Annotated in this window: 19 protein-coding genes; 10 read left to right on the top strand and 9 right to left on the bottom strand. The window is 72.1% G+C overall.

The genetic code is table 11. The features are described 5' to 3' along the window. Positions 1-34 precede the first annotated feature (34 nt). Together mca and ACFUNE_RS33075 are read left to right on the top strand one after the other, a co-directional pair. On the top strand, positions 35-916 hold the full coding sequence (mca, locus tag ACFUNE_RS33080; protein ID WP_383575664.1) for a mycothiol conjugate amidase Mca: 882 nt from the start codon (positions 35-37) through the stop codon (positions 914-916). A gap of 1 nt (position 917) precedes the next feature. Next, complete coding sequence (locus tag ACFUNE_RS33075; RefSeq protein WP_383575662.1) at positions 918-1,187, top strand: hypothetical protein; 270 nt, start codon at positions 918-920, stop codon at positions 1,185-1,187. Between the two features lie 161 nt (positions 1,188-1,348). Here ACFUNE_RS33075 and ACFUNE_RS33070 read toward each other — a convergent pair whose 3' ends face one another. Further along, entirely contained in the window at positions 1,349-4,567 is a 3,219-nt protein-coding gene (locus ACFUNE_RS33070; RefSeq protein WP_383575658.1) for a tetratricopeptide repeat protein, read from the bottom strand. A 322-nt stretch (positions 4,568-4,889) separates the two neighbouring features. After that, entirely contained in the window at positions 4,890-5,456 is a 567-nt protein-coding gene (locus tag ACFUNE_RS33065) for a Uma2 family endonuclease (protein WP_383575656.1), read from the bottom strand. Between the two features lie 172 nt (positions 5,457-5,628). On the opposite strand from ACFUNE_RS33065, the gene ACFUNE_RS33060 reads away from it, so the two are divergent. Then, the gene (locus tag ACFUNE_RS33060; RefSeq protein WP_383575653.1) at positions 5,629-7,656 is read left to right on the top strand and encodes a thioredoxin domain-containing protein; all 2,028 of its coding nucleotides are present in this window, start codon (positions 5,629-5,631) and stop codon (positions 7,654-7,656) included. A gap of 52 nt (positions 7,657-7,708) precedes the next feature. On the opposite strand, the gene ACFUNE_RS33055 is transcribed toward ACFUNE_RS33060, so the two are convergent. Then, the gene (locus tag ACFUNE_RS33055; protein WP_383575651.1) at positions 7,709-8,392 is read right to left on the bottom strand and encodes a hemolysin III family protein; all 684 of its coding nucleotides are present in this window, start codon (positions 8,390-8,392) and stop codon (positions 7,709-7,711) included. 207 nt (positions 8,393-8,599) lie between these two features. Between ACFUNE_RS33055 and ACFUNE_RS33050 the strand changes: the two genes are divergently transcribed. Then, positions 8,600-10,426 (top strand): phosphoenolpyruvate carboxykinase (GTP), encoded by a 1,827-nt coding sequence (locus ACFUNE_RS33050; protein WP_383575649.1) that lies wholly within the window; start codon positions 8,600-8,602, stop codon positions 10,424-10,426. Positions 10,427-10,731: 305 nt separating this feature from the next. Here ACFUNE_RS33050 and ACFUNE_RS33045 read toward each other — a convergent pair whose 3' ends face one another. The 3 genes from ACFUNE_RS33045 to ACFUNE_RS33035 form a co-directional block, all read right to left on the bottom strand. Further along, the gene (locus ACFUNE_RS33045) at positions 10,732-11,130 is read right to left on the bottom strand and encodes a hypothetical protein (protein ID WP_383575646.1); all 399 of its coding nucleotides are present in this window, start codon (positions 11,128-11,130) and stop codon (positions 10,732-10,734) included. An 80-nt stretch (positions 11,131-11,210) separates the two neighbouring features. Next, positions 11,211-12,422 (bottom strand): pyridoxal phosphate-dependent aminotransferase, encoded by a 1,212-nt coding sequence (locus ACFUNE_RS33040; protein ID WP_383575645.1) that lies wholly within the window; start codon positions 12,420-12,422, stop codon positions 11,211-11,213. Between the two features lie 267 nt (positions 12,423-12,689). After that, positions 12,690-13,508: an arylamine N-acetyltransferase gene (locus ACFUNE_RS33035; RefSeq protein ID WP_383575642.1), complete on the bottom strand. Its 819-nt coding sequence runs from the start codon at positions 13,506-13,508 to the stop codon at positions 12,690-12,692. Between the two features lie 77 nt (positions 13,509-13,585). Between ACFUNE_RS33035 and ACFUNE_RS33030 the strand changes: the two genes are divergently transcribed. Further along, entirely contained in the window at positions 13,586-13,939 is a 354-nt protein-coding gene (locus tag ACFUNE_RS33030; protein WP_383575640.1) for a hypothetical protein, read from the top strand. Between the two features lie 119 nt (positions 13,940-14,058). Further along, complete coding sequence (locus tag ACFUNE_RS33025; RefSeq protein WP_383575637.1) at positions 14,059-14,952, top strand: serine protease; 894 nt, start codon at positions 14,059-14,061, stop codon at positions 14,950-14,952. A gap of 21 nt (positions 14,953-14,973) precedes the next feature. Here ACFUNE_RS33025 and ACFUNE_RS33020 read toward each other — a convergent pair whose 3' ends face one another. Continuing rightward, positions 14,974-16,596, bottom strand: a complete 1,623-nt coding sequence (locus ACFUNE_RS33020) for an amidohydrolase family protein (RefSeq protein ID WP_383575635.1) — start codon at positions 16,594-16,596, stop codon at positions 14,974-14,976. A gap of 54 nt (positions 16,597-16,650) precedes the next feature. Continuing rightward, entirely contained in the window at positions 16,651-17,952 is a 1,302-nt protein-coding gene (locus tag ACFUNE_RS33015) for an alanine racemase (protein WP_383575633.1), read from the bottom strand. A 138-nt stretch (positions 17,953-18,090) separates the two neighbouring features. On the opposite strand from ACFUNE_RS33015, the gene ACFUNE_RS33010 reads away from it, so the two are divergent. The 4 genes from ACFUNE_RS33010 to ACFUNE_RS32995 all read left to right on the top strand — a co-directional run bounded on the left by ACFUNE_RS33010 (position 18,091) and on the right by ACFUNE_RS32995 (position 21,992). Next, positions 18,091-19,152 (top strand): sugar kinase, encoded by a 1,062-nt coding sequence (locus ACFUNE_RS33010; protein ID WP_383575631.1) that lies wholly within the window; start codon positions 18,091-18,093, stop codon positions 19,150-19,152. Beyond that, positions 19,149-19,907, top strand: coding sequence for an IclR family transcriptional regulator (locus tag ACFUNE_RS33005; RefSeq protein ID WP_383575629.1), 759 nt, complete (start codon positions 19,149-19,151; stop codon positions 19,905-19,907). Before ACFUNE_RS33010 ends, ACFUNE_RS33005 begins: the two co-directional genes overlap by 4 nt. Positions 19,908-19,913: 6 nt before the next feature. Continuing rightward, entirely contained in the window at positions 19,914-20,324 is a 411-nt protein-coding gene (locus tag ACFUNE_RS33000) for a RidA family protein (protein ID WP_383575627.1), read from the top strand. A gap of 195 nt (positions 20,325-20,519) precedes the next feature. Next, positions 20,520-21,992 (top strand): GntP family permease, encoded by a 1,473-nt coding sequence (locus tag ACFUNE_RS32995; RefSeq protein WP_383575625.1) that lies wholly within the window; start codon positions 20,520-20,522, stop codon positions 21,990-21,992. Between the two features lie 144 nt (positions 21,993-22,136). Here ACFUNE_RS32995 and ACFUNE_RS32990 read toward each other — a convergent pair whose 3' ends face one another. Next, positions 22,137-23,564 (bottom strand): serine/threonine-protein kinase, encoded by a 1,428-nt coding sequence (locus tag ACFUNE_RS32990; protein ID WP_383575623.1) that lies wholly within the window; start codon positions 23,562-23,564, stop codon positions 22,137-22,139. Positions 23,565-23,583 lie beyond the last annotated feature (19 nt).

Genomic DNA, 23,583 nt, shown 5'->3' with positions numbered 1-23,583 from the left:
CCGACCATTGCGACCAATCACTGAGGACCGAGTCTTGACCGAGCAGCTGAGACTGATGGCCGTTCACGCCCACCCCGACGACGAGTCGAGCAAGGGCGCGGCCACCATGGCCAAGTACGTGTCCGAGGGGGTGGCCGTCCTGGTCGTCACCTGCACAGGGGGCGAGCGGGGCTCCATCCTGAACCCGAAGCTCCAGGGGGACGCGTACATCGAGGCCAACATCCACGAGGTGCGCAAGAAGGAGATGGACGAGGCCCGGGAGATCCTGGGCGTCGAGCAGGAGTGGCTGGGCTTCGTCGACTCCGGTCTGCCCGAGGGCGACCCGCTGCCGCCGCTGCCCGAGGGCTGCTTCGCACTGGAGGACGACGAGACGGCGGCGGGGCGTCTCGTCGCGAAGATCCGGGCGTTCCGGCCGCAGGTGATCACCACCTACGACGAGAACGGCGGGTACCCGCACCCCGACCACATCAAGACGCACACGATCTCGATGATCGCGTTCGAGGCCGCCGCGGACACCGAGAGGTTCCCGGAGGCGGAGTTCGGCCCGGCCTGGCAGCCGCAGAAGCTGTACTACAACCAGGGCTTCAACAAGCCGCGCACGGTCGCCCTCCACGAGGCCCTGCTGGCCCGTGGTCTGGAGTCCCCGTACGGCGACTGGCTGGAGCGCTGGAAGGAGTTCGAGCGCGCCGAACGCACCCTGACCACGCACATTCCGTGCGACGACTTCTTCGAGATCCGCGACAAGGCGCTGATCGCGCACGCGACGCAGATCGACCCGGACGGCGGCTGGTTCCGGGTCCCGATGGACGTCCAGCGGGAGGTCTGGCCGACCGAGGAGTACGAGCTCGCCAAGTCCCTGGTCGATACCTCCCTCCCCGAGAGCGACCTCTTCGCGGGCATCCGCGACAATGCCTGATATGTACGCGACCCAGGCACTGACGCAGCTCGTTCCGCTCGCCGCCGATGAGCTCGACAAGAACAAGGTGACTCCCGGCGTCCTCGGCTTCCTCGTCTTCGCGGCGCTCGCCGTGGGGGTGTGGTTCCTGATGAAGTCGATGAACCGACACATGGGCAAGGTCGACTTCGAGGAGGCCCCCGACCCGGCGGCGGAGCCCGCGGGCACCGACGGGAAGGCCGGGACGGCCGCTTCCGGCACGACGAAGGCGGTCTCCTCCGGCCAGGGCTGACGAGGCCGGGCGGCCGGCCCCACCTCCTGCCGGCGCGTCGGTCCGCCGACGTCCCGCGGGTCCGCCGACGTCCCGCGGGCCCGCTGTCGTTCCGGCCCGCCGCTGTGCCGGGCCGTCGCCGTTCCGGGCCATCCCGGTCCCGGAACGGCCCGGTGCCGGTCTCAGGGCCGTACGCCCACCGGCACCCCCATCACCTCGCGGGCGTGCCGGGACGGCGTGAGGCCGAGGCGCCAGGCCTGCCAGCCGTCGTCCAGGTCGACCCCCCGGTTCAGGACGACCCGGAAGGCCTCGGCGCAGTCCTCCAGCTTCGCGTCACGCAGCGGGTGGACGGCGTCCAGCAGGTCCGCGAGCTCCTGCTGGGCCACCGCGGTGCCCACCTCGCTGCCGCCCGGCGAGGCGTACGGCAGCAGAGTGCACCGCAGGAACGCCGCCCAGTCGCCGCCCCGGACGTCCCCGTACGAGGCGAACAGGGTGACGGCCTCGCCGCAGAGCTCCAGCGCCTGCGCCGCGCGGTTGTTGCCGCCGTCGATCAGCGCCAGGTCCAGGCAGGCCCACGCCTCCCCGTGGGGCACCCCGATCCGGCGGAAGTCGGCCCGGGCGTCCGCCAGCAGCTGGCGGGCGAAGCCGGAGTTGCGCAGGTTGCCCGTCTGCGCGGCCCGCTGGTCGCGGGTGACCCGTCCGGAGTGGTGGCGGGCGCACGCCAGGCCGTACACGTCCCGCATCCGGGAGAACATCGTGCGGGCCCGCTCCAGCTCCCGCACCGCCTGGTCGGTGTCACCGTCCTCCTCCAGGGCCTGTCCCAGGTGGTAGCGCGTCCACGCCTCGCCCCGGGCGTCCTCGTTGCCGCGGTGCCGGGCGAGCGCCCCGCGCAGCTGTTCCACCGCCGGGGCCGGGGCGTCCTCCATCAGCCGGGCGCGCCCCAGCTGGGTCAGGGCCCAGGCCTCCCCGCGCTCGTCCCGGGTGCGGCCGTACAGGTCCAGCGCGGTGGACAGCTCCTCCTCGGCCCTCGTGACCTCGCCCATCCGCAGGCAGACCTGGCCGAGCTGGAAGTGCGTCCAGGCCTCGCCGTGCAGCGACTCGCCCTCGCGGTGCAGGGCCAGCGCGGTGTCCAGCAGGGTCAGGGCCTCGGCCAGATTCGCGCGGTCGCGCTCTACGGCGGCGAGGGCGTGCAGGGACCAGGCGCGGTCCTCGGCCTGTCCCGGCGAGGCCTGAAGGTCGAGGGCCTCCCGCAGCCGTGCCGATGCCTCGCTCAGATTGCCCTGGTGGTGCAGCGTGATGCCGAGCGAGCAGAGCGCGAGGGCGGCGCCCGCGTCGTTCTGCGCCTCGCGGTAGAGACCGACGACGGAGGACAGCGTGGTGCGCGCCTTGTCGAGCTCGCCGAGCTGCCGGGCCGCGATGCCCGTACGCCACTGGACCGACCGCTCCAGGAGCCCGTGGTCGACGGCGCGCGTCAGCTCGCTGATCTCGCCGAGCCGGTAGAGGTCGCCGCGCAGCAGGCAGTAGTCGCACAGGGCGCCCAGCAGATGGAGCACCGCCCCCTGGTCGACACCCTCCGTGTGCCGCAGCGCCGAGGTGATGAAGCTCGACTCGTCGTCCAGCCAGCGCAGGGCCGCGTCCAGCGAGCTGAAGCCGTGCGAGCCGAACTGCCCCGCGCGGGTGGACATCTTGCCGTCCACCATGCGGATCACCGCGTCGGCGAGTTCCGCGTAGTTCTGGATGAGGCGTTCCTGTGCGGCCGTACGGTCCGCCGCCGGTTCCTCGTCCAGCAGCCGTGCCAGGGCGAAGTCCCGTACGAGGTCGTGCAGCCGGTAGCGCGCGCCCCGCACATGGACGAGGAGACCGGTCCGGGCCAGTGACTCCAGGAGGCGGCCGGCCTCCTGCTCGTCGGAGGAGAGCAGCGACGCCGCGGCGGCGGCCCCGAGGCTGGCGCGTCCGGCCAGGGCGAGCCGCCGCAGCAGCCGGCGGGCGGCTTCGGGCTGGTCGGTGTAGCGCAGCCACAGGGCCCGCTCGACGGGGGCGACCGGGCCGTACGCCCCGAGGGCCACCGCGAGCTCCGCCCGGGTGCGCGCGCCGAGTGAGGAGCCGGCGACGCGCAGGGCGAGCGGCAGCCCGCCGCACAGCTCGGCGACGGTGTCGGTCGACGGGGCGTCGTACGGACCGGCCTCCTCGTCCTCGGCGGACTCGCGCAGCACCTCCTCGGCGCCCGCCGCGTCCAGACCGCCGACGGGCAGGTGGTACACCCGGGCCGGGATGTCGGCGGGCAGGTCGAGGGGCTCGCGGGCGGTGACGAGGACGAGGCTGTCGGAGCGCTCGGGCACGAGCGTGCGGACCTGGGCGGCGTCGGTGGCGTCGTCCAGGACGACCGTGACCGGTGTCCCCGTCAGGTGCTGGTGGTACAGCTCGCTCAGCCGCCGTACGTGCTGTTCGGCGGAGGACCTCTCCCGGAAGAGGAGCTGTTCGCGGGGTGCGCCCAGCCGGTTGAGGAGGTGCAGCAGGGCGTCCCGCGTCGGCAGGGGGGCCTCGCCGGCGACGTCGCCCCGCAGGTCGACCACGCACGCCCCGCGGAACTGGTCCTTGAGCGCGTGCGCGGCGCGTACGGCGAGTGTCGTGCGTCCGGAGCCCGGGGCGCCGTGCAGGACGACGACGGTCGGCCTGGTCTCGGTCGCGGCGCGCGCGGCGTGCACCCACTGCGCGATCTGCGCCAGTTCGCTCCTGCGCCCCGCGAACGGGCCGTCCACGGCGGGCAGATGACTGAACGACTGTTCGAGGAGTGACCGGGTGCGCGCGGCGGCGCTGCGGTCTCCGCCGCGCAGCTGCGCCACCACGGACGCCCCGGCCTTCTTCGACGGGCGCGCGGAAGCCGTCAGCATGCGCTGCTGGTCGAGGAACGGGCGGATTCCCCGTACCTCCAGGGCCGTCAGCCATGCGAGCCGCAGCTGTTCGGGGCCGCCGGGCTGGTTCCGCTCGCCCGCCCTGCGATGGGCCGCGGGCCAGTGCGAGGCCGTCACCCGAGCCACCGTCGCGGTCGTCCCCGCGACGGCGACGACCGCGCCCGCGCCGAGGGCGAGACCGGCCGCGGTGCCGAGCGCCAGGTCCGCCCCGAAGGCAGCCGCGGCGGCAACCCCCGTCACCAGCAGGGGTGTTCCCAGCGTCGCTCTGCTGAACCGTGCCGACAGCGGTTGCAGGCCGGCCCCCGCGGCGTCCAGCGCCTGCGTGTAGGCGGCGTACTCGTCGGCCGCGCCCGCCGCCAGGGCGTCGAACGCACCCCGCGCACGTGTCAGCAACGCGCCGGCGTCCGTCCGGCCGCCCGTCCGCCGTGCCTCTTCCTCCACGGCACGTACCAACAGCCGTTCGGCTTCCGCCCGATGGCTGTCCCGCATGCGTCCCCCTAGGTTCCAGCGACTTCGACCCGACGAGCTGTCAGAGGCGTCCAGTGTCCTGCGTACGGCCCGTCAGCGCGAGGGAGCGTGGCGATCGGCCGGTGACCGCGGCCGCCCGGAAGCTTCGAGGAGGCGCGCCGGCGAGGCGTCCCCGTGCCGGCTCAGCCTGCTGACCGCCCGGGCCGGACCGCTTTCCTGCCCGAATCGGCGTGGTGAGAGGTTCGCCAAGTCCGGAGATGGAGGACGCCTCGTTCGGACTGCGAAGTAGCACGACGCGTGCGTCAAAGGTCAAGCATCGATGGTGGACGACCTCTCGGTGCCCCTACAGGACGCCGAGGTCGACCGTCACGGGGAATGGTGCGGTGGCCTTCACGGTGCCGGTGAACACCTCGCCGTCCCTGTAAGCCTTGGTGGCGGGATCGAGAACGTAGGTGTAGACGATCGGGACGCCGGTGGCGGCCTGCTCGACCCTCCAGTAGAAGGGGATGCCGGCCTTGGCGTACTGGTCGGCCTTCACGATCCGGTCGGTGGTCTCCGAGCCGGGCGCCACGACTTCGACGACCAGGAGCACGTGCTCGGGGCGGGTGGGCGTGAAGTCGATGGTCTCCGCACGGTAGACGGTGACGTCCGGGCGGCGGTTGGTGAGGGGAACGTCCTGCAGGCGGACGTCGAAGTCCGTGTCGGCGTTCCAGTCCGGGCCCGCGGCGGCGTCCAGGGCGTTGGCCAGGATGCGGGCCAGCCGGTTGTGGCGCTTGGAGGCGCTCGGGCTCACGACGACCATCCCGTCCACGATCTCGATGCCGGCGCACTGCTCCTCAGACCAGGAGTCGTACTGTTCCGCGCTGATCTGGGTGTGCATCCACGCGGGCGCCACCATCCCGGCGGTCATGGTGTACCTCCTTCGAGGAGCCTCAGCAGTCCCGGGGCTGCTGGAGTCAGCCTACTGTCCGCCGATGCCGCGCCGCCCGGTATCCGCTGCGCCCACCCGTCCCACCTGCCCGTTCCCGCCCCGCCCCGTGGCGCAGCCGCGTCGTGGGGAGCGGTGCGCGAGGATTAGGCCTATGGCCAACCGACTTGCGCAGACCACGTCCCCGTACCTCCTCCAGCACGCCGACAATCCCGTCGACTGGTGGCCGTGGTCGCCGGAGGCGTTCGAGGAGGCCCGCCGGCGCGGCGTCCCCGTGCTGCTCAGCGTCGGCTACGCCAGTTGTCACTGGTGTCATGTGATGGCCCACGAGTCGTTCGAGGACGCGGCCACCGCCGACTACCTCAACGCGCACTTCGTGCCGGTGAAGGTCGACCGCGAGGAGCGGCCCGACGTCGACGCGGTGTACATGGAGGCCGTCCAGGCCGCGACCGGCCAGGGCGGCTGGCCGATGACCGTCTTCCTGACCGCCGAGGCCGAGCCCTTCTACTTCGGTACGTACTTCCCGCCCGAGCCCCGCCACGGCATGCCCTCCTTCCAGCAGGTCCTCGAAGGGGTCGTGGCCGCCTGGTCCGACCGGCGCGAGGAGGTCGCGGAGGTGGCCGGGCGCATCGTCCGCGACCTCGCCGGCCGCTCCCTGACCGCCGCCGAGGGAGGTCTGCCGGGCGAGGCGGAGCTTGCCCAGGCCCTGCTGCGGCTGACCCGGGACTACGACGAGAAGCACGGCGGCTTCGGCGGAGCGCCCAAGTTCCCGCCGGCCATGGTCATCGAGTTCCTGCTGCGCCACCACGCCCGCACGGGTGCCGAGGGCGCCCTGCAGATGGCCGCGGACAGCTGCGCGGCCATGGCGCACGGCGGGATCTACGACCAGCTCGGCGGCGGTTTCGCCCGCTACGCGGTGGACCGGGAGTGGGTGGTCCCGCACTTCGAGAAGATGCTCTACGACAACGCGCTCCTGTGCCGCGTGTACGCCCATCTGTGGCGGTCCACCGGCTCGGACCTGGCGCGCCGGGTGGCCCTGGAGACGGCCGACTTCATGGTGCGCGAGCTGCGGACCGCAGAGGGCGGTTTCGCCTCCGCGCTCGACGCCGACAGCACGGACGCGCAGGGGCGGCACGTCGAGGGCGCGTTCTACGTGTGGACGCCCGCTCAGCTGCGCGAGGTGCTGGGTGAGGAGGACGCCGCCTTCGCCGCCGAGTACTTCGGGGTGACCGAGGAGGGCACGTTCGAGGAGGGCTCCTCCGTGCTGCGGCTCGTGCGGGCCGGTGGGACGGAGCACGCCGACGCCGAGCGCGTCGCCGATGTGCGGGCCCGGCTGCTGGCGGCGCGCGAGCTGCGGGTGCGCCCCGAGCGCGACGACAAGATCGTCGCCGCCTGGAACGGGCTGGCGATCGCCGCGCTCGCCGAGACCGGGGCCTACTTCGACCGCCCGGACCTGGTCGAGCGGGCCACCGAGGCCGCCGACCTGCTGGTGCGGGTGCACATGGGCGACGTCGCCCGGCTCTGCCGCACGTCGAAGGACGGCCGCGCGGGGGCCAACTCCGGGGTCCTGGAGGACTACGCCGATGTCGCCGAGGGCTTCCTCGCCCTCGCCTCGGTCACCGGTGAGGGCACCTGGCTGGAGTTCGGCGGCTTCCTGCTGGACATCGTGCTGGAGCACTTCTCCGGCGCGGGCGGCCAGCTGTTCGACACCGCCGACGACGCGGAGCAGCTGATCCGGCGCCCCCAGGACCCCACCGACAGCGCCACCCCGGCCGGCTGGACCGCCGCGGCGGGCGCGCTGCTCTCCTACGCCGCGCACACCGGCTCCGAGCCGCACCGTACGGCGGCCGAGGGAGCGCTCGGGATCGTCGGGGCGCTCGGTCCGAAGGCCCCCCGGTTCATCGGGTGGGGGCTGGCGGTGGCCGAGGCGCTGCTCGACGGGCCCCGTGAGGTCGCGGTGGCCGGGCCGGTCGCCGGGGAGCTCCACCGGGCGGCGCTGCTGGGGCGGGCCCCCGGGGCTGTCGTCGCGGTGGGGGAGGGGCCGGACGCCGGCACCGAGTTCCCGCTGCTGGTGGACCGGCCCCTGGTGGGCGGCGAGCCGACCGCGTACGTCTGCCGCCACTTCGTCTGCGACGCGCCCACGACGGACGCGGGCTACCTGACCGCGAGGCTGGGCGGCTGACGCGGGTACGGCGAAGGGCCCGGCCGGAGCGGCCGGGCCCTTCGCCGTACGGTCACTGCTGGTAGGCGATCAGGGAGATGCCGACGTAGTGCGCGATGAACGCCGCCAGCGTCAGGGAGTGGAAGACCTCGTGGAAGCCGAACCAGCGCGGTGACGGGTTCGGGCGCTTGAGGCCGTAGATGACGCCGCCCGCGCTGTAGAGCAGCCCGCCGACAACGACGAGCACCAGCACCGCGATGCCGCCGGCGCGCATGAAGTCCGGCAGGAAGAACACCGCGGCCCAGCCCATGGCGATGTAGCACGGGGTGTAGAGCCAGCGCGGGGCGCCGACCCAGAAGACGCGGAAGGCGATGCCGGCCGCCGCGGCCCCCCAGATCCCCCACAGGAGCGGGCGGCTGGTGGACTCGGGCAGCAGCAGGAGGGTCAGCGGCGTGTAGGTGCCCGCGATGATCAGGAAGATGTTGGCGTGGTCGAGCCTGCGCAGCACCGCCTCGCCGCGCGGGCCCCAGGTGCCCCGGTGGTAGACGCCGCTCACACCGAACAGCAGGCAGGCGCTGAGCGCGTAGACGGCGCAGCCGATCTGCGCGCGTGCGGTGTCGGCCAGGGCGATCAGGACGATTCCGGCGATGACCACCGCGGGGAACATCCCCGCGTGCAGCCAGCCGCGCATCCGTGGCTTGACCGGGACGGGGTCCGTGAGCTCGACAGGTCCGGACGCGGAGGCGGCAGAAGTCATATCCGCATGCTACCTACGCTTCCGTAGGTAACCGATCCGAGTGGCGATGCTCACGTGTGCGGCCCTCTGGACATATGGGCGGCTTAGTCGGATGATCAAATGAGTGCGGTCGGCACCGGATGAGCGCCAGGGGATTTCGAAGGGGTCAGCATCCGGGTCGCAGCCCCCACGGGGCCTGACAACACACCCTCATCACAAGGAGCGATCGTGGCGCGAGACATCGCGGCTCCCCTCACTGTTCCCACTCGGCACCAGGAGCTGGCCTCCTGGGTGGACGAGATCGCCGCCCTCACCCAGCCGGACCGCGTGGTCTGGTGCGACGGTTCCGAGGCCGAGTACGAGCGCCTGTGCGAGGAGCTCGTCGCCAAGGGCACCTTCACCAAGTTGGACCCGGTCAAGCGCCCCAACTCGTACTACGCCGCCTCCGACCCGAGCGATGTCGCGCGCGTCGAGACCCGGACGTTCATCTGCTCCGAGAAGGAGGAGGACGCCGGTCCGACGAACCACTGGAAGGACCCCGCCGAGATGCGGGAGATCTTCGTGGGGGAGAAGGGCGTCTTCCGCGGCTCCATGCGCGGCCGCACGATGTACGTCGTCCCGTTCTGCATGGGCCCCGTCGGCTCGCCGCTCTCCGCGATCGGCGTGGAGATCACCGACTCCGCGTACGTCGCCGTCTCGATGCGCACGATGACGCGCATGGGCCAGGAGGTCCTGGAGGAGCTCGGCACCGACGGCTTCTTCGTCAAGGCCGTCCACACCCTCGGCGCACCCCTGGCCGACGGCGAGGCCGACGTGCCGTGGCCCTGCAACTCCACCAAGTACATCTCGCACTTCCCCGAGGACCGCGAGATCTGGTCCTACGGCTCCGGCTACGGCGGCAACGCCCTGCTCGGCAAGAAGTGCTACGCGCTCCGCATCGCCTCGGTGATGGCCCGCGACGAGGGCTGGCTCGCCGAGCACATGCTGATCCTCAAGCTCACGCCGCCGCGCGGGGAGTCGAAGTACGTCGCGGCGGCCTTCCCGAGTGCCTGCGGCAAGACCAACCTCGCCATGCTGGAGCCCACGATCCCCGGCTGGACCGTCGAGACCATCGGTGACGACATCGCGTGGATGCGGTTCGGTGAGGACGGCCGGCTGTACGCCATCAACCCGGAGGCGGGCTTCTTCGGTGTCGCCCCCGGCACCGGCGAGCACACCAACGCCAACGCCATGAAGACGATGTGGGGCAACTCCGTCTTCACCAACGTCGCGCTCACCGACGACGGCGACGTGTGGTGGGAGGGCATGACCGAGGAGGCGCCCGCGCACCTCACGGACTGGAAGGGCAACGACTGGACGCCCGAGTCCGGCACGCCCGCCGCCCACCCCAACGCCCGCTTCACCGTCCCGGCCGGGCAGTGCCCGATCATCGCGCCGGAGTGGGAGGACCCGAAGGGCGTGCCGATCTCGGCGATCCTCTTCGGCGGCCGCCGCGCTTCCGCGGTCCCCCTGGTCACCGAGTCCTTCACCTGGCAGCACGGCGTCTTCCTCGGGGCCAACGTCGCCTCCGAGAAGACCGCCGCCGCCGAGGGCAAGGTCGGCGAGCTGCGCCGCGACCCGTTCGCCATGCTGCCGTTCTGCGGCTACAACATGGGCGACTACATGAAGCACTGGGTCGAGGTCGGTGCCGACAAGGCCGACCAGTCGAAGCTCCCGAAGATCTACTACGTGAACTGGTTCCGCAAGAACGAGGCGGGCACGTTCGTGTGGCCCGGCTTCGGTGAGAACAGCCGTGTCCTCAAGTGGATCGTCGAGAGGCTGGAGGGCACGGCGGAGGGCGTCGAGACCCCGATCGGCATCCTGCCGGCCAAGGGGTCGATCGACGCGGAGGGACTGGACCTCTCCGAGTCCGATCTCGACTTCCTGCTCACCGTCGACAAGGAGGTCTGGCGCGAGGAGGCGGCGCTGATCCCCGAGCACCTCAACACCTTCGGTGACCACACGCCGAAGGAGCTGTGGGACGAGTACCGCGCGCTGGTCCAGCGCCTGGGCTGATCCCCTCACCATCCCCGCGGCCGGGTCTCCTCGGCATCCGCCCTGACCTGTGGGGTCGACGGCCCGCCGCGGCACGGCACCCGGAGCCCCCTCATGGTTCCGGGTGCCGCTCCTCTCCAGGAGAGCGCCTCCGGCGGGGTGCTGCCCCGTTCCGGGCGGAACGTCCATGCATCGCCGACAACGTGCGCACACGGGCTTCACATCCGCGTCGGCCGGCGGTGCCGCTCGGTCCCGCCTCCCGGCCGGACGGTCCTGCCGTTGTGGCACCCGGTCCACGCGTCTTCGCGGCCCGTGGACCGGGTGCGTCAGGGGGCGCCGACCAGGACGGTCGGCGCGGTGGGGGCGGACAGAGCCGCGGTGTGCGTGTCCATGGCCTCGGCCGCGAGGATGGCCGCGGCGGTGTCGGCGCGGGACGCGGCGACCACGAGGGCCCGGCCGGCGAGGGCGTGTGCCCGGCGGTGCAGGGCGGCCGGGGATGCCTCGCTCCGCCCGGCGTGCCGGGCCGGCGGTGCGGAGCGCAGCCGGGCCACCTGCTCGGCGATCCGGTCGCCCATGGAGTCGAGGCCCAGCTCGTCGGTGACGGCGAGGAGGGCGGCGAGATGCCCGGCGAGCTGGATGTCCAGCTCGTCCTCGCGGCTCCGGTGCGGGAAATCGGCGTCGTCGACCGCTGTGTGGACCGACTTGGTGCGGATCGGCTCGTACATGGATGGCCTCCTGGTGTTGCTGTAAGGCCATCCTATCTTGGATTCAGTCTAAAGTTGTGTCGGATCCGGAGATCTTGGCCTCAGGGCTGGCTGTAGCCGTCCAGGAAGTTCCCGATCCGGGTCACCGCGTCGGTCAGCTCCTTGGCCGACGGCAGGGTGACCACCCGGAAGTGATCGGGTTCCGGCCAGTTGAAGCCCGTGCCCTGCACCACCATGATCTTCTCGGCCCGCAGCAGGTCGAGGACCATCTGCCGGTCGTCCTTGATCTTGAAGACCTTGGGGTCGAGCTTCGGGAAGAGGTACAGAGCCCCCTTGGGCTTCACGCAGGTGACCCCGGGGATCTGTGTGAGCAGGTCGTACGCCACGTCCCTCTGCTCCAGGATCCGCCCGCCCGGCAGCACCAGCTCGTTGATCGACTGCCGTCCGCCGAGCGCGGTGGCCACCGCGTGCTGTGCGGGCATGTTGGCGCACAGGCGCATGTTGGCCAGGACCGTCAGGCCCTCGATGTACGAGGAGGCGTGCGCCTTCGGGCCGCACACCGCCATCCAGCCGGAGCGGTATCCGGCGATCCGGTAGTTCTTGGAGAGCCCGTTGAAGGTGAGCACCATCAGATCCGGTGCGATGGCGGCGGTCGGGGTGTGCGTCGCGCCGTCGTAGAGGATCCGGTCGTAGATCTCGTCGGAGCAGACGACCAGGTTGTGGCGCCGGGCGATCTCCGTCAGCCCGCGCAGCATCTCGTCGTCGTAGACCGCGCCCGTCGGGTTGTTCGGGTTGATGATCACGAGCGCCTTGGTGCGGTCGGTGATCTTCCGCTCGATGTCGGCGAGGTCGGGCATCCAGTCGGCCTGCTCGTCGCACCGGTAGTGCACGGCCGTGCCGCCGGCCAGCGCGACCGACGCCGTCCACAGCGGGTAGTCCGGAGCGGGGACGAGCACCTCGTCGCCGTCGTCGAGCAGCGCCTGCATCGACATCTGGATCAGCTCGGAGACGCCGTTGCCCAGGTAGATGTCCTCGACGCCGAGGTCGATCCCCTTGGTCTGGTAGTGCTGCATCACCGCACGGCGTGCGGAGAGCAGCCCCTTCGCGTCGCCGTAGCCGTGGGCGCCGGAGAGGTTGCGCAGGATGTCCTCGAGGATCTCCGGCGGGCACTCGAACCCGAACGCCGCCGGGTTGCCCGTGTTGAGCTTGAGGATGCGATGACCTGCGGCTTCGAGCCGCATCGCTTCCTCGAGCACGGGGCCGCGGATTTCGTAACAGACGCCGGCGAGCTTCGTGGACTGGATGACCTGCATGTCTGCGAGCTTACGACCGCGTTTCACGCGATGCGCCCAGTTCGAGCACCGGTTGCTCCCTCCGGGGGCGTACGACGGCGCGCCGGGTCTTCCATCGGCATGCGGCCCCGCCCGCGAGCCGTGGGAACGGCCGGTCGGGGCGGCGCCGCGGCTTGGAATGCGGGAACGGGGCACGGGCCGGGTGAGATGCACCACGCGGGGGCGCGTCCGGCCCCTCCCGGCCGGCCGGCGCCCGCCCGGGCGGGCGCCGGCCGGGAGGCCGGTGGGTCAGCCGGGCAGGACGGTCCCCTCGGGGAGGCGTACGCCGAAGTCCTCGGCGAGCACCCGCAGCACTTCGGCGGAGTCGCTCAGCTCCCGCTCCTCGACCGTGCCGTCGTCGGCGGTCTCCACCAGCGTCCGCCCGGACAGGGCCCGGTGCAGGCCCGGAAGGGTGCGCTGGGCGTACACCGCCTGCCGGAACGGCGAGCGGGGGTTCGTGGCGATGTGCCAGTTGATGACGTCGTAGTCCGGGGCCTCGAACGGCTCCAGGGTGAACTCGTACTGCGGTTCCCAGTAACCGCCCTTGTCCGCCTGGAGCTCCCACATCTCCAGCGGGCCGTCGTGCGGGGCGTGCACCAGCCGGTGGCGGCGCGGGGTGTCGAGCAGCTCGGTGTCCACCACGAGCGGGATCGGCTCCAGCAGCGCCCCGTGCGAGCCGAAGCCGACGTCGGCCAGCCAGGGAGTGGGCTCACCCTCCACGTCCACCTGCATGAGCATGTGCGTGCGGGGCCGGACGTCACCGGGCGCGGCGCCCACCACCACCCGTGCGGTCAGCAGCGTCACCCGGAACCCGAGCTGCGTCAGGACGGCGGCCAGAAGGGTGTTGTGCTCGTAGCAGTACCCGCCGCGCTCGCTGCGGACGAGCTTCTCCTCCAGGTCCGGGAGCGCGAGGGAGGGGGCGCTGCCGAGGAGGGGTTCCAGATTCTCGAACGGGATGCCCAGCATGTGGGCGCGGTGCACGGACCGCAGCACCTCCGCGGTGGGGCGGCGGTCCTTGCTCCCCTCCCGGCCGATGCGGGCGAAGTAGGCGTCGAGGTCGAGTGTCATGCAGCGACAGTACGCAGACACCTCAGATGTTTATCAAATGCGGTGCGACGGCCGGGGATACGGGGAACGCTGGCCGCATGTTCGGTACGGGCAGGGCCAGGCGGGAAGAGATCGTGATCGTGCTCCGTGACTCGGAGGAGGCCGGCGCGCTCCTGCGGGACGCGTTGAGCACCGCGCCGGACGAGGAGCGGCCGGGCCTCGAACGCGCCCTCGCCGTCGTCGAGCGGGCGGCCGCGGTCCCGGACGCCGAGTTGCGCGGCCGCTGGGTGCGGCAGCGGCTCTCGGCGGCAGGTTACGAGGGACCCGCCGATTCGGTGGAGGCCATCAGGATCCTGCGCAGGGCCGAACCCGGGCTGAGCCTGCTCTCGGCGGTGACGTACTCGAAGGAGGCGGCCGCCGGGGAGGCCGCGCCGGCGGCCGGCCGGGAGTGAGCGCCGCCGCGCAGGCGGCTTGATTTCGCCCCTTGTTGGATCTCCCTCGGTGCGCAAGCATGCGCATGTCAAAAACCGGAAGAACTCCGGTCACTGGCACATCTGGAGGGGACCCCCACATGAACAAGCCTCTCGTCGGCGCACTTCTTTCCGTCCTGCTCCTCGGGGCGGGCGTCGCACCCGCGGCGGCGTCCACGGCCACGAGCACGGACGCGGCCACCGACACGGCCACGCGTACCGTGACGGCCACGCGTAAGGCCACGCCCGAGGTCCGCGCCAAGGCCGTCACCTTCGCCGGCACCGTCGCGCTCAGCAACTGCTCCGGCTCGGTCGTCCGGGCGCCCTCGTCGCAGCCCGGCGACCCCGCGCTCGTCCTGTCCAACGGCCACTGCCTGGAGACCGGCTTCCCGGATCCGGGCGAGGTCGTGCTCGACAAGGCGTCGACCCGCAGCTTCACCCTGCTGAACGCCGCGGGCAGCGGTGTCGGCACCCTGCGCGCCTCCAAGATCGCGTACGGGACCATGACGGACACCGACGTCTCGCTGTACCAGCTCACCCGCACCTACGCCCAGATCGAGAGTTCCTACGGGATCAAGGCCCTGGAGCTCGACGCCTCGCACCCGGTGAAGGGCACTGCGATCACGGTCGCCTCGGGGTACTGGAAGCGCACCTACAGCTGCGCCGTCGACGGGTTCGCGTACCGTCTCAAGGAGGGTGCCTGGACCTGGAAGGACTCGGTCCGCTACACCTCGGCCTGCCAGACCATCGGCGGCACGTCCGGGTCCCCGGTGATCGACAACGCGACGGGCAAGGTCGTCGCCGTCAACAACACCGGGAACGAGGACGGGCAGCGGTGCACGGACAACAACCCGTGCGAGGTCGACGAGAGCGGCACCGTCACCGTCCGCAAGGGCATCAACTACGCCCAGCAGACCTACGGCATCGTGCCGTGCATCGGCACCGGCAGCCGGATCGACCTGAACCGGGCCGGCTGCGCGCTGCCCAAGCCGTGAGGGAGGGTGCGGGGCCCGCGGTCAGGCCGCTCGCCGGCCGCCGCCCCGCACCGCCCGGCCCGCCAGGGTGGAGGTCCGCCGGCCGTCCTCGATGACGAAGCGGCCGTCGATCAGGACGTGCGGGATGCCGACCGGCAGGGTGCGCGGCTTCTCGAAGGTCGATCCGGCCGCGACCGTGTCCGGGTCGAAGAGGACCAGGTCCGCGCGGTGGCCCTCGCGGACGTACCCGCGGTCCGGCAGGCGCAGACGTGCGGCCGGGCGGGACGTGAGGTGCGCGACGCACTCCTCCAGCGAGAGGATGCCCAGCTCCCGCACGTACCGGCCGAGGTACTGGGGGAACGTGCCGTACGCCCTGGGGTGCGGCTTGTCGCCCTGGAGGATGCCGTCACTGCCGCCGGTGTGCACCCGGTGGCGCATGATCTGCCGGACGTTCTCCTCGTGGCCGACGTGCTGGAGGATCGTCGTGCCGAGCCGGTCCTCGACGAGCAGCCGACGGGCCGTCACCCAGGGCTCCTCGCCGTGCAGCCGGGCGGACTCCGCCACCGTGCGGCCGACGTACGACGACAGGGCGGGCGAGCCGACGCCGGAGATCTCGATCCTGTCCCACTCGATCGGGACGCCGTGGCAGCCGTCGGAACCCAGGACCTCCACGTGGTGGCGGATCCGCTCCGTCGTCGCCTCGTCCGCGAGCCGGGTCAGGATGGACTCGGGCCCGCCCTCGCTCGCCCAGCTGGGCAGCATCGCCACGAGGGTCGTGCAGCCCGGGGTGTACGGATAGGTGTCGAGGGAGATGTCCGCGCCCGTCGCGAGGGCGTCGTCCAGGAGGGAGAGGAGCTCGGGGGCCTTCCCCTTGTTCACGCCGAAGTTCATGGTGGCGTGGGCGAGATGGAGGGCACAGCCCGCTTCACGGGTGAGCTGCACCATCTCCTCGTACGCGTCGAGTGCTCCCGCTCCGTACGAGCGGTGGTGCGGGCAGTAGTAGCCGTCGTGGGCGGCCACCACCCGGCAGAGCTCGGTGAGTTCGGCGTTCTTCGCGTACATCCCGGGGGTGTACGTCAGGCCCGAGGACATGCCGACCGCGCCCTCGGCCATGCCCTGGGCGACGAGTTCCTTCATCCGCTCCAGCTCGGCGTCCGTGGCGGGGCGGTCGTCCCAGCCGACGGCGAGCATCCGGACCGTGCCCTGCGGGATGAGGTAGGCGGCGTTCACGGCGATGCCCCGGCCGCCGAAGTTGCGGTCGAGGCGGTCGAGGTAGCCGCCGACGGTGCGCCAGTCGAAGTCGATGTCGCTGCCGTCGCCGTTCCAGCCGGCGATGGACCGGCGGACCTCGGCGAGCGTGCGGTCGTCGGCCGGGGCGTACGACAGCCCGTCCTGGCCGAGGACCTCCAGGGTGACGCCCTGTGCCGCCTTCGCGCTGTGGTCGGGGTCGCGCAGCAGGGCGAGGTCGCTGTGCGCGTGCATGTCGATGAAGCCGGGCGAGAGCGCCAGGCCGTCGGCGTCGACGGTGCGGGCGGCCGTGGGCCGGGGGCCCTCGCCCTCCCTGCGGATCTCGGTGATCCGGCCGTCCGTGATGCCTACGTCGGCCCGGTAGGAGGGGGTGCCGGTGCCGTCGACGACGCGGGCGTCGCGGATGACCAGGTCCATGGGATGTCGCCTTTCGAGTGAGGGGGAGCGGTCCGCCGGGTCGGAGGAACGGGATCAGAAGAAGGTGCGGACGTAGTCGGTGACGGTGCCGTCCGCCTCCACCAGCGGGATCAGCTGCCACTTGTCGAACGAGGTGCAGGGGTGCGAGAGGCCCATGCCGATCCAGTCGCCGACCTCCAGCTCGGCGCCCGCCTCCGTGCGCACCCAGCCGTGCTGGTCGGACAGACCGGTGACGGCGACACCGGTGGCCGGGCGCACCGAGCCGTCCCGTCCGGAGCGCACGACCTGCGCCTCGGGGAGGTCGAGGTCGTAGGCGGCGTCGCGCTTGCCTGCGTTGACGAAGGCCTGCTCGGGGGTGGGGCGGGAGACGACCTGGGCCCAGAGCCGGAAGGCGGGCTGCAGCGCGCCCTCCTCGGGGACCCGGTTGAAGGGGGTGAGGTGGCGGTAGTGGCCGTCGTCATGGCTGACGTACGCGCCGGACCGCAGCAGCTTGCACACGGGGCGGCTCAGGGCGGGGATCTTGGCGAAGACATCGGCGACGGCGTCGAACCAGGCGCTGCCGCCCGCGCTGACCAGGATCTCCTCGTCGTCGGCGAGCGCGCCGAAGCGGCCGGCCGCGTCGAAGTCGGCCGCCAGCGCGACGAGCCGGCGCAGCCATTCCCGTACGCGCTCGGGAGAGGCGTCCGGCACCTCGCCCTCGTAACCGGCGACGCCCACCAGGCGCAGGGTGGACACGGCGGCCACCGCGTCGGCGACCGCCGCGCAGTCGGCCTCCGTGCGGGCACCGGTGCGGGCTCCCTGGCCGGCTCCCAGCTCCACGACGACATCGACGGGGCGTACCGCGCCCGCCGCGCGCAGCGCTTCGTCCATCAGCTCCACGCCGCGCACGGAGTCCACGTAGCAGGCGAACGTGAAGTCCGGGTCGGCGTCGAGCTCGCCGGCCAGCCAGCGCAGAGCCACCGCGTCCACGAGCTCGTTGGCCAGGAAGATCCGGCCGATGCCGTAGGCGCGGTAGACCCGGGCCTGGTGGGGGACGGCGGCGGTGATGCCCCAGGCGCCGTGCTCCAGCTGGCGGGCGAAGAGCTGCGGTGACATCGACGTCTTGCCGTGCGGGGCGAACGCCAGGCCGTGCCGCTCCGCGTACGTGTCCAGGAGGGTGAGGTTGGCCTCGACCGACTCGGCGGACAGGGCCAGCACGGGTGTGGTGAAGCCGCCCGTGAACAGGTTGCGGCGTTCGGCCGCCAGCGCGCCCACGGTCAGCCCCTCCGCGTCCGGCGGCAGCGCCTTGAAGCGGTGGTCGACCCGTTCCTCGGCGAGTGCCGTCACGGACTGTTCGGGGGACTGCTCGGGGGCCAAGGGGAGCTCCTCGGGTGGGTAGTCGTTGCATTGTGTGCAACAGGCGTTGCGTATATCGCTCAAGGCTGTCTAACATCCGAGCCGATGCCGGGTCAATGGTGAGCACCGGCGCCCACGGCCGACCAAGAGGAGCCCAGAGTGTCCGGATCCGCAGCCAGGACAGCCACCGCGGACGTCGTCTGCCTCGGTGAGTCCATGGTGACGTTCCTGCCCTCGCAGCCGGGCCGCCTCGCCGACGTCCCCTCCTTCGGCCGGGGCATCGGCGGCGCCGAGTCCAACGTCGCCTGTGCGCTCGCCGCCGCCGGCCACCGGGCGAAGTGGGTCGGCCGGGTCGGAGCCGACGGCTTCGGCGACCACCTCGTCGACACCATCACCGGATACGGCGTCGACACCTCCGCCGTGCGCCGCGACCCGGAACGCCCCACCGGCATCTACTTCCGCACGGCGACGGACCGGGCCACCGACACCCACGAGGTGGCCTACTACCGCGCCGGGTCCGCGGCCTCCGCGATGTCCCCGCAGAACGTCCCGTACGAGGACCTCCTCCCCACACGCGTCCTGCACCTGTCCGGCATCACCGCCGCGCTCTCCGCCGACTGCCTCGCGCTCCTCCACGACCTCACCGCCCCCCGCGACGGCCGCCCGCTGATCTCCTTCGACGTCAACCACCGACCCGGTCTGTGGCGCGAGGCCGAGGAGGGCCCGGAGGTCCTGCTCGCCCTCGCCCGCCGCTGCGACCTCGTCTTCGTCGGGGACGACGAGGCGGAGGAGGCGTGGGGACTCCACGGTGCCGAAGCAGTCCGTGCCGCCCTGCCGGAACCCGACGTCCTCGTCGTCAAGCGGGGCGCCGACGGCGTCACCGTCTTCTCGCGGACGGAAACGGGGGACGGCGGCCACGACACCGTCACGACCGTCCCCTCCCTCCGCGTCGACGTCGTCGCAGCGGTCGGCGCCGGTGACGCCTTCGCCGCCGGCTTCCTCTCCGCGACCCTGCGCGGCCTGCCCGTACGCGACCGGGCCCGGCACGGCCACCTCATGGCAGCCGCGGTCCTCACCGTCCCCGGCGACCTCACCGGCCCCCCGCCCCGCGCGTGCGCCGACCGGCTCGCGGCCCTGGACGACACGGCCTGGGGCACACTTCGTCTCGGCCCCGGCTGGACAGCCGCCGCCGGGGCGAACGAGGAGGTACGAGTTACATGAGCCAGACCGTCGACCGCGCGCTGAGCATCCTGCCGCTGCTCGCCCAGGGCCCCGCCGACCTCGGCCAGGTCGCGATACGGCTCGGCGTCCACAAGTCCACGGCGCTGCGCCTGCTCCGTACGCTCCACGAGCACGGGCTGGTCTACCGCCAGGAGGACCAGCGCTACCGCCTCGGCGCCCGGCTCTTCGCACTCGCGCAGGAAGCCGTCGAGAACCTCGACGTGCGCGAGATCGCCCACAGCCACCTCGTCGCGCTCAACGAGCAGTGCGGGCACACGATCCACCTCGCGGTGTACGAGGAGAACGAGGTCCTCTACATCGACAAGGTCGAGAGCCGCTACCCCGTGCGGATGTACTCACGGATCGGCAAGCCCGTCGCGATCACCGTCGCCGCGGTCGCCAAGCTGCTCCTCGCCGACCTCACCGAGCCCGAGCGGCGCGCGATCGCCGAACGGCTCGACTACCCCATGTACACGTCCCGTTCGCTCCCGAACGCCGGCGCCTTCCTCAAGGAACTCGCCGTCGTACGCGAACAGGGCTGGGCCACCGACCTCGGCGGCCACGAGGAGTCCATCAACTGCGTCGGCGCCCCCATCCGGGGCGCGGACGGGCGGGTCGTCGCCGCCATGTCGGTGTCCGCACCGAACGTGGTCGTCACGGCCGAGGAACTCCTCACCCTCCTCCCGCTGGTGCGCCGCACCGCGGACACGATCAGCCGGGAGTACTCCGGCACCACCCCCACCAAGAAAGCCTGAAGCGCCATGACCGAGAAGACCGCCCTCACCCCCAGCACCCACACCACCCCGCCCGCGAAGTTCTCGCACGGCGTGAAGAAGGGGAACATCCTCCAGGTCGCCGGTCAGGTCGGCTTCCTGCCCGCCGTGGAGGGCCAGGCCCCGACCCCGGCCGGCCCCACGCTGCGCGAGCAGACCCTGCAGACCTTCGCCAACGTCAAGGCGATCCTGGAGGAGGGCGGCGCGAGCTGGGACGACGTGATGATGACGCGCGTCTACCTCACGGACGTCGACCACTTCGCCGAGATGAACGCCATCTACAACGAGTACTTCGAGGAGCAGGGACTCAAGGCCCCCGCGTCCGCACGTACGACGGTGTACGTCGGCCTGCCCAAGGGGCTGCTCATCGAGATCGACGCCCTCGCGGTCCTCGGCTGACCACCGGCCCGGACACCCCGGTGCCCCGCTGATCCACCGATCCGCGGCCCGGGCAGCGGCTCCCCCCGAGCCGCTCGCTCCACCGCAGTACCCCGCACCACGGCACGGCGCCCCGTCCCCCTTTCGCAGTGGGGCGCCGTGCCGCGCTCCCCCCTGCCCCGAAGGACCCCCTGTCACCACCGGAGTTGACCGCTCATGCTGCTCGCCGCCGCCCCCGCCCCCGAGGCGCCACCCCACACCGGTGGACTGCTCCTCCTGATCGGCGGAACGCCCGGTCTGCTGACCGTCGCCGCGCTCGGGATCGTGCTCCTGCTGTTCCTGATCATCAAGATCAGGCTGCAGCCGTTCGTCGCGCTGCTCGCCGTGTCCATAGCCGTCGGCCTGGGTGCCGGTCTCTCCGTCACCGAACTCTTCGGCACGGTCCAGAAGTCCGCCGCCGTGTCCGTCATCGAATCCGGCATGGGCGGCATCCTCGGGCACGTCGCGATCATCATCGGCCTCGGCACGATGCTCGGTGCGATCCTTGAGGTGTCCGGCGGGGCGGAGGTCCTGAGCGCCCGCCTGCTGAACCTCTTCGGCGAGAAGCGCGCCCCGCTCGCCATGGGCCTCACGGGCCTCATCTTCGGTATCCCGGTCTTCTTCGACGTCGGCATCTTCGTCCTCGCGCCGATCGTCTACGCCGCCGCCAAGCGCTCCGGCAAGTCGATCATCCTCTACGCGATGCCGCTGCTGGCCGGCCTCTCCATGACCCACGCGTTCCTCCCGCCGCACCCCGGACCGGTCGCCGCCGCGGGCCTCTTCAACGTCTCCCTCGGCTGGGTCATCCTGATGGGCGCCGTCGTCGGCATCCCGTCCGTCCTCGCCGCCTGGGGCTACGCCGCCTGGATCGGCAAGCGCGTCTTCGTCGACGTCCCGCAGGACATGGTCGAGGCGGCCGAGGAGTCCAAGGCCGCGGTCGTCGCCGAACAGCGCGCCGCCGGTGTCACCCCGCACGAGGAGCCCGTCTCCCTCGGCACCGTGCTGGCGATCATCGGCACCCCGCTGATCCTCATCCTCGCTGCGACGTTCTCCTCCATCGCGCTGGACCCCTCGACCCTGCGCTCGGTCGTCGAGTTCTTCGGCAACCCGTTCGTCGCGCTGACGATCGCGCTGTTCCTCGCCTACTACCTGCTGGGCATCCGGCGCGGCTGGTCCCGCAAGTCCCTCGAAAAGGTCTCCACCGCCTCGCTGAAGCCCGTCGGCAACATCCTGCTGGTCGTCGGCGCCGGCGGCATCTTCGGAGCCGTGCTGAAGGGGAGCGGCATCGCCGACGCGCTCGCCGACACGTTCAACGACGTCGGCCTGCCCATCATCCTGCTCGCCTGGCTGATCTCCGTCGTCCTGCGCGTCGCCCAGGGCTCCGCGACGGTCGCGATCGTCACCACCGCCGGCATCGTCGTCCCGCTCGTCGAGGGCCAGGACATGTCGCAGGCCCACCTCGCGCTGATCATCATGGCGATCTCGGCGGGCTCCATCTTCGCCTCGCACGTCAACGACGGCGGGTTCTGGATGGTCTCGAAGTACTTCGGCATCTCCGAGCGCGACACCCTCAAGACCTGGACGGTCCTGGAGACGGTCCTCTCGGTCGCGGGCTTCGTCGTCGCCGCGGCGCTCAGCCTGGTGATCTAGGGCCGCCCACCCCGGTCCGGACGGACCCCTGCGCACAGATGAGAACCACCGCACGGCACGACTCCCGGGAGTCGTGCCGTGCGGTGGTTCCGACGGCCGTGCAGGTGCCTGTGCGGCCGTCGGAGTTCCCGTGCCCGGGTCCGGCTAACCGATCAGCCAGACGAACGACGCGATGACGACGGCCAGCACCACCAGCCAGGTCACGAAGGAGGGCCCCTTCCGGGCCGCGGCGGGCGCGGGAGTCCGGGGCGCGGCGGGGCGGGGCACCGGCCGGTCCGCCCTGGGAGGCATCCCGGCGGAGGCCGAGGCGGCGGGCGTCCGTGAGGCGCGCTGCCGGGCCCTGCCCTCGGCGGCTCTCAGCCGGGCGGCCTCCTTCTCCGCCCGCTCCCGCTCCTCAGCCTCGGCCCGTTCACGCTCCTTCTGCGCCGCCTCCTTCTGCGCCCTCTTCCGGTCCTTCTGCTGCTGCTTCCTCCGCTCCTCCTCGCGCCGCCGCTCGCGTGCGCGCCGGGCCTGCTCCTGCTGGGCCCGTTCGTGTGCGGCCCGCTCGGCCAATTCGCGTTCCTCCGTGAGCACCAGGGTCGGCCCCGGCGGCGGGACCACACCCGTGGGCTGATCGCCCATGACTCCGCCGGGAGCCGTACGCCCGAGGCCGATGCCGGCCCCACGCGCCAGGTCATGTCCGTGGCGCTCGTACGCGGCGATCAGGTCCGTCCAGCGCGGCGGCAGCCAGCGGCGGCCCCCCAGCGACACCGGGAGCCCGGCCAGCGACTGCCGGAAGCGGGCCAGCATCTCGGCCGGGACGGGGCGCTGCGCGGGATCGGCCGCGAGGCAGGGACGGATCAGGTCCGTCAGCTCCTTGGGCAGACCGTCGAGGTCGAGCTCGCCCCGCTGCACCTGGGCGAGCAGACCGAGGGTGTCGCTGCCGGCCCGGTACGGGGGCCTGCCGAGCGCCAGGTGGAACAGGGTCGCCCCGAGCGAGTACACGTCCGACGCCTCGGTCGACGGCTCCCCGCGTGCTTGTTCCGGCGAGGTGAAGGCGATCGTGCCCAGCGTGAGACTCGTGCGGGTGATGTCGTTCGCGTGCGAGATGCCGAAGTCGATCACCCGGGGGCCGGGCAGCGGCAGCAGGATGTTCTGCGGCTTCAGATCCCGGTGGATGATGCCCTCGCCGTGCAGCGTGACCAGCGCCTCCGCCGTGCCCGCGGCGAGCCAGCGCACAGCCGACGCGGGCAGTACACCTGCCGTGCGCACCAGTTCGGACAGCGACGGCGCGGCGATGTAGTCGATCGCCATCCACGGCCGTTCCGCCCGCGGGTCCGCCTCCCGCACCCGCGCCGTGAACGCGCTGTCGACGCGCTGGGCCAGCTCCACCTCGCGCGTGAACCGGCGCCGCTCGACCTCGCTGACGACGCCCTCGGCGAGCAGCGTCTTCACGGCTGCCAGCTGACCGCCGGCGTCCCTGGCGAGATAGATCCTCCCCATGCCGCCGGACGCCAGCCTCCCGAGCAGTTCGTACCTGCCGAGCGTCGCCGGATCCCCGCTCCCCAGCGGATCAACTTGCGCGCCTGTCATGCCACTTCCCCCATCCAAC

It is taken from the genome of Streptomyces sp. NPDC057287 (genome assembly GCF_042667905.1).
GTDB lineage: Bacteria > Actinomycetota > Actinomycetes > Streptomycetales > Streptomycetaceae > Streptomyces.
Note: the sequence above shows the minus strand (reverse complement) of the source record. Positions and strands in the feature narration are given on the sequence as shown.

Bases quoted from the DNA above. Each gene is read 5' to 3' on its own strand.
- ACFUNE_RS33075 (WP_383575662.1), top strand. From the start codon at position 918: ATGTACGCGACCCAGGCACTGACGCAGCTCGTTCCGCTCGCCGCCGAT.
- ACFUNE_RS33070 (WP_383575658.1), bottom strand. From the start codon at position 4,567: ATGCGGGACAGCCATCGGGCGGAAGCCGAACGGCTGTTGGTACGTGCC.
- ACFUNE_RS33065 (WP_383575656.1), bottom strand. From the start codon at position 5,456: ATGACCGCCGGGATGGTGGCGCCCGCGTGGATGCACACCCAGATCAGC.
- ACFUNE_RS33060 (WP_383575653.1), top strand. From the start codon at position 5,629: ATGGCCAACCGACTTGCGCAGACCACGTCCCCGTACCTCCTCCAGCAC.
- ACFUNE_RS33055 (WP_383575651.1), bottom strand. From the start codon at position 8,392: ATGACTTCTGCCGCCTCCGCGTCCGGACCTGTCGAGCTCACGGACCCC.
- ACFUNE_RS33045 (WP_383575646.1), bottom strand. From the start codon at position 11,130: ATGTACGAGCCGATCCGCACCAAGTCGGTCCACACAGCGGTCGACGAC.
- ACFUNE_RS33040 (WP_383575645.1), bottom strand. From the start codon at position 12,422: ATGCAGGTCATCCAGTCCACGAAGCTCGCCGGCGTCTGTTACGAAATC.
- ACFUNE_RS33035 (WP_383575642.1), bottom strand. From the start codon at position 13,508: ATGACACTCGACCTCGACGCCTACTTCGCCCGCATCGGCCGGGAGGGG.
- ACFUNE_RS33030 (WP_383575640.1), top strand. From the start codon at position 13,586: ATGTTCGGTACGGGCAGGGCCAGGCGGGAAGAGATCGTGATCGTGCTC.
- ACFUNE_RS33025 (WP_383575637.1), top strand. From the start codon at position 14,059: ATGAACAAGCCTCTCGTCGGCGCACTTCTTTCCGTCCTGCTCCTCGGG.
- ACFUNE_RS33020 (WP_383575635.1), bottom strand. From the start codon at position 16,596: ATGGACCTGGTCATCCGCGACGCCCGCGTCGTCGACGGCACCGGCACC.
- ACFUNE_RS33005 (WP_383575629.1), top strand. From the start codon at position 19,149: ATGAGCCAGACCGTCGACCGCGCGCTGAGCATCCTGCCGCTGCTCGCC.
- ACFUNE_RS33000 (WP_383575627.1), top strand. From the start codon at position 19,914: ATGACCGAGAAGACCGCCCTCACCCCCAGCACCCACACCACCCCGCCC.
- ACFUNE_RS32995 (WP_383575625.1), top strand. From the start codon at position 20,520: ATGCTGCTCGCCGCCGCCCCCGCCCCCGAGGCGCCACCCCACACCGGT.
- ACFUNE_RS32990 (WP_383575623.1), bottom strand. From the start codon at position 23,564: ATGACAGGCGCGCAAGTTGATCCGCTGGGGAGCGGGGATCCGGCGACG.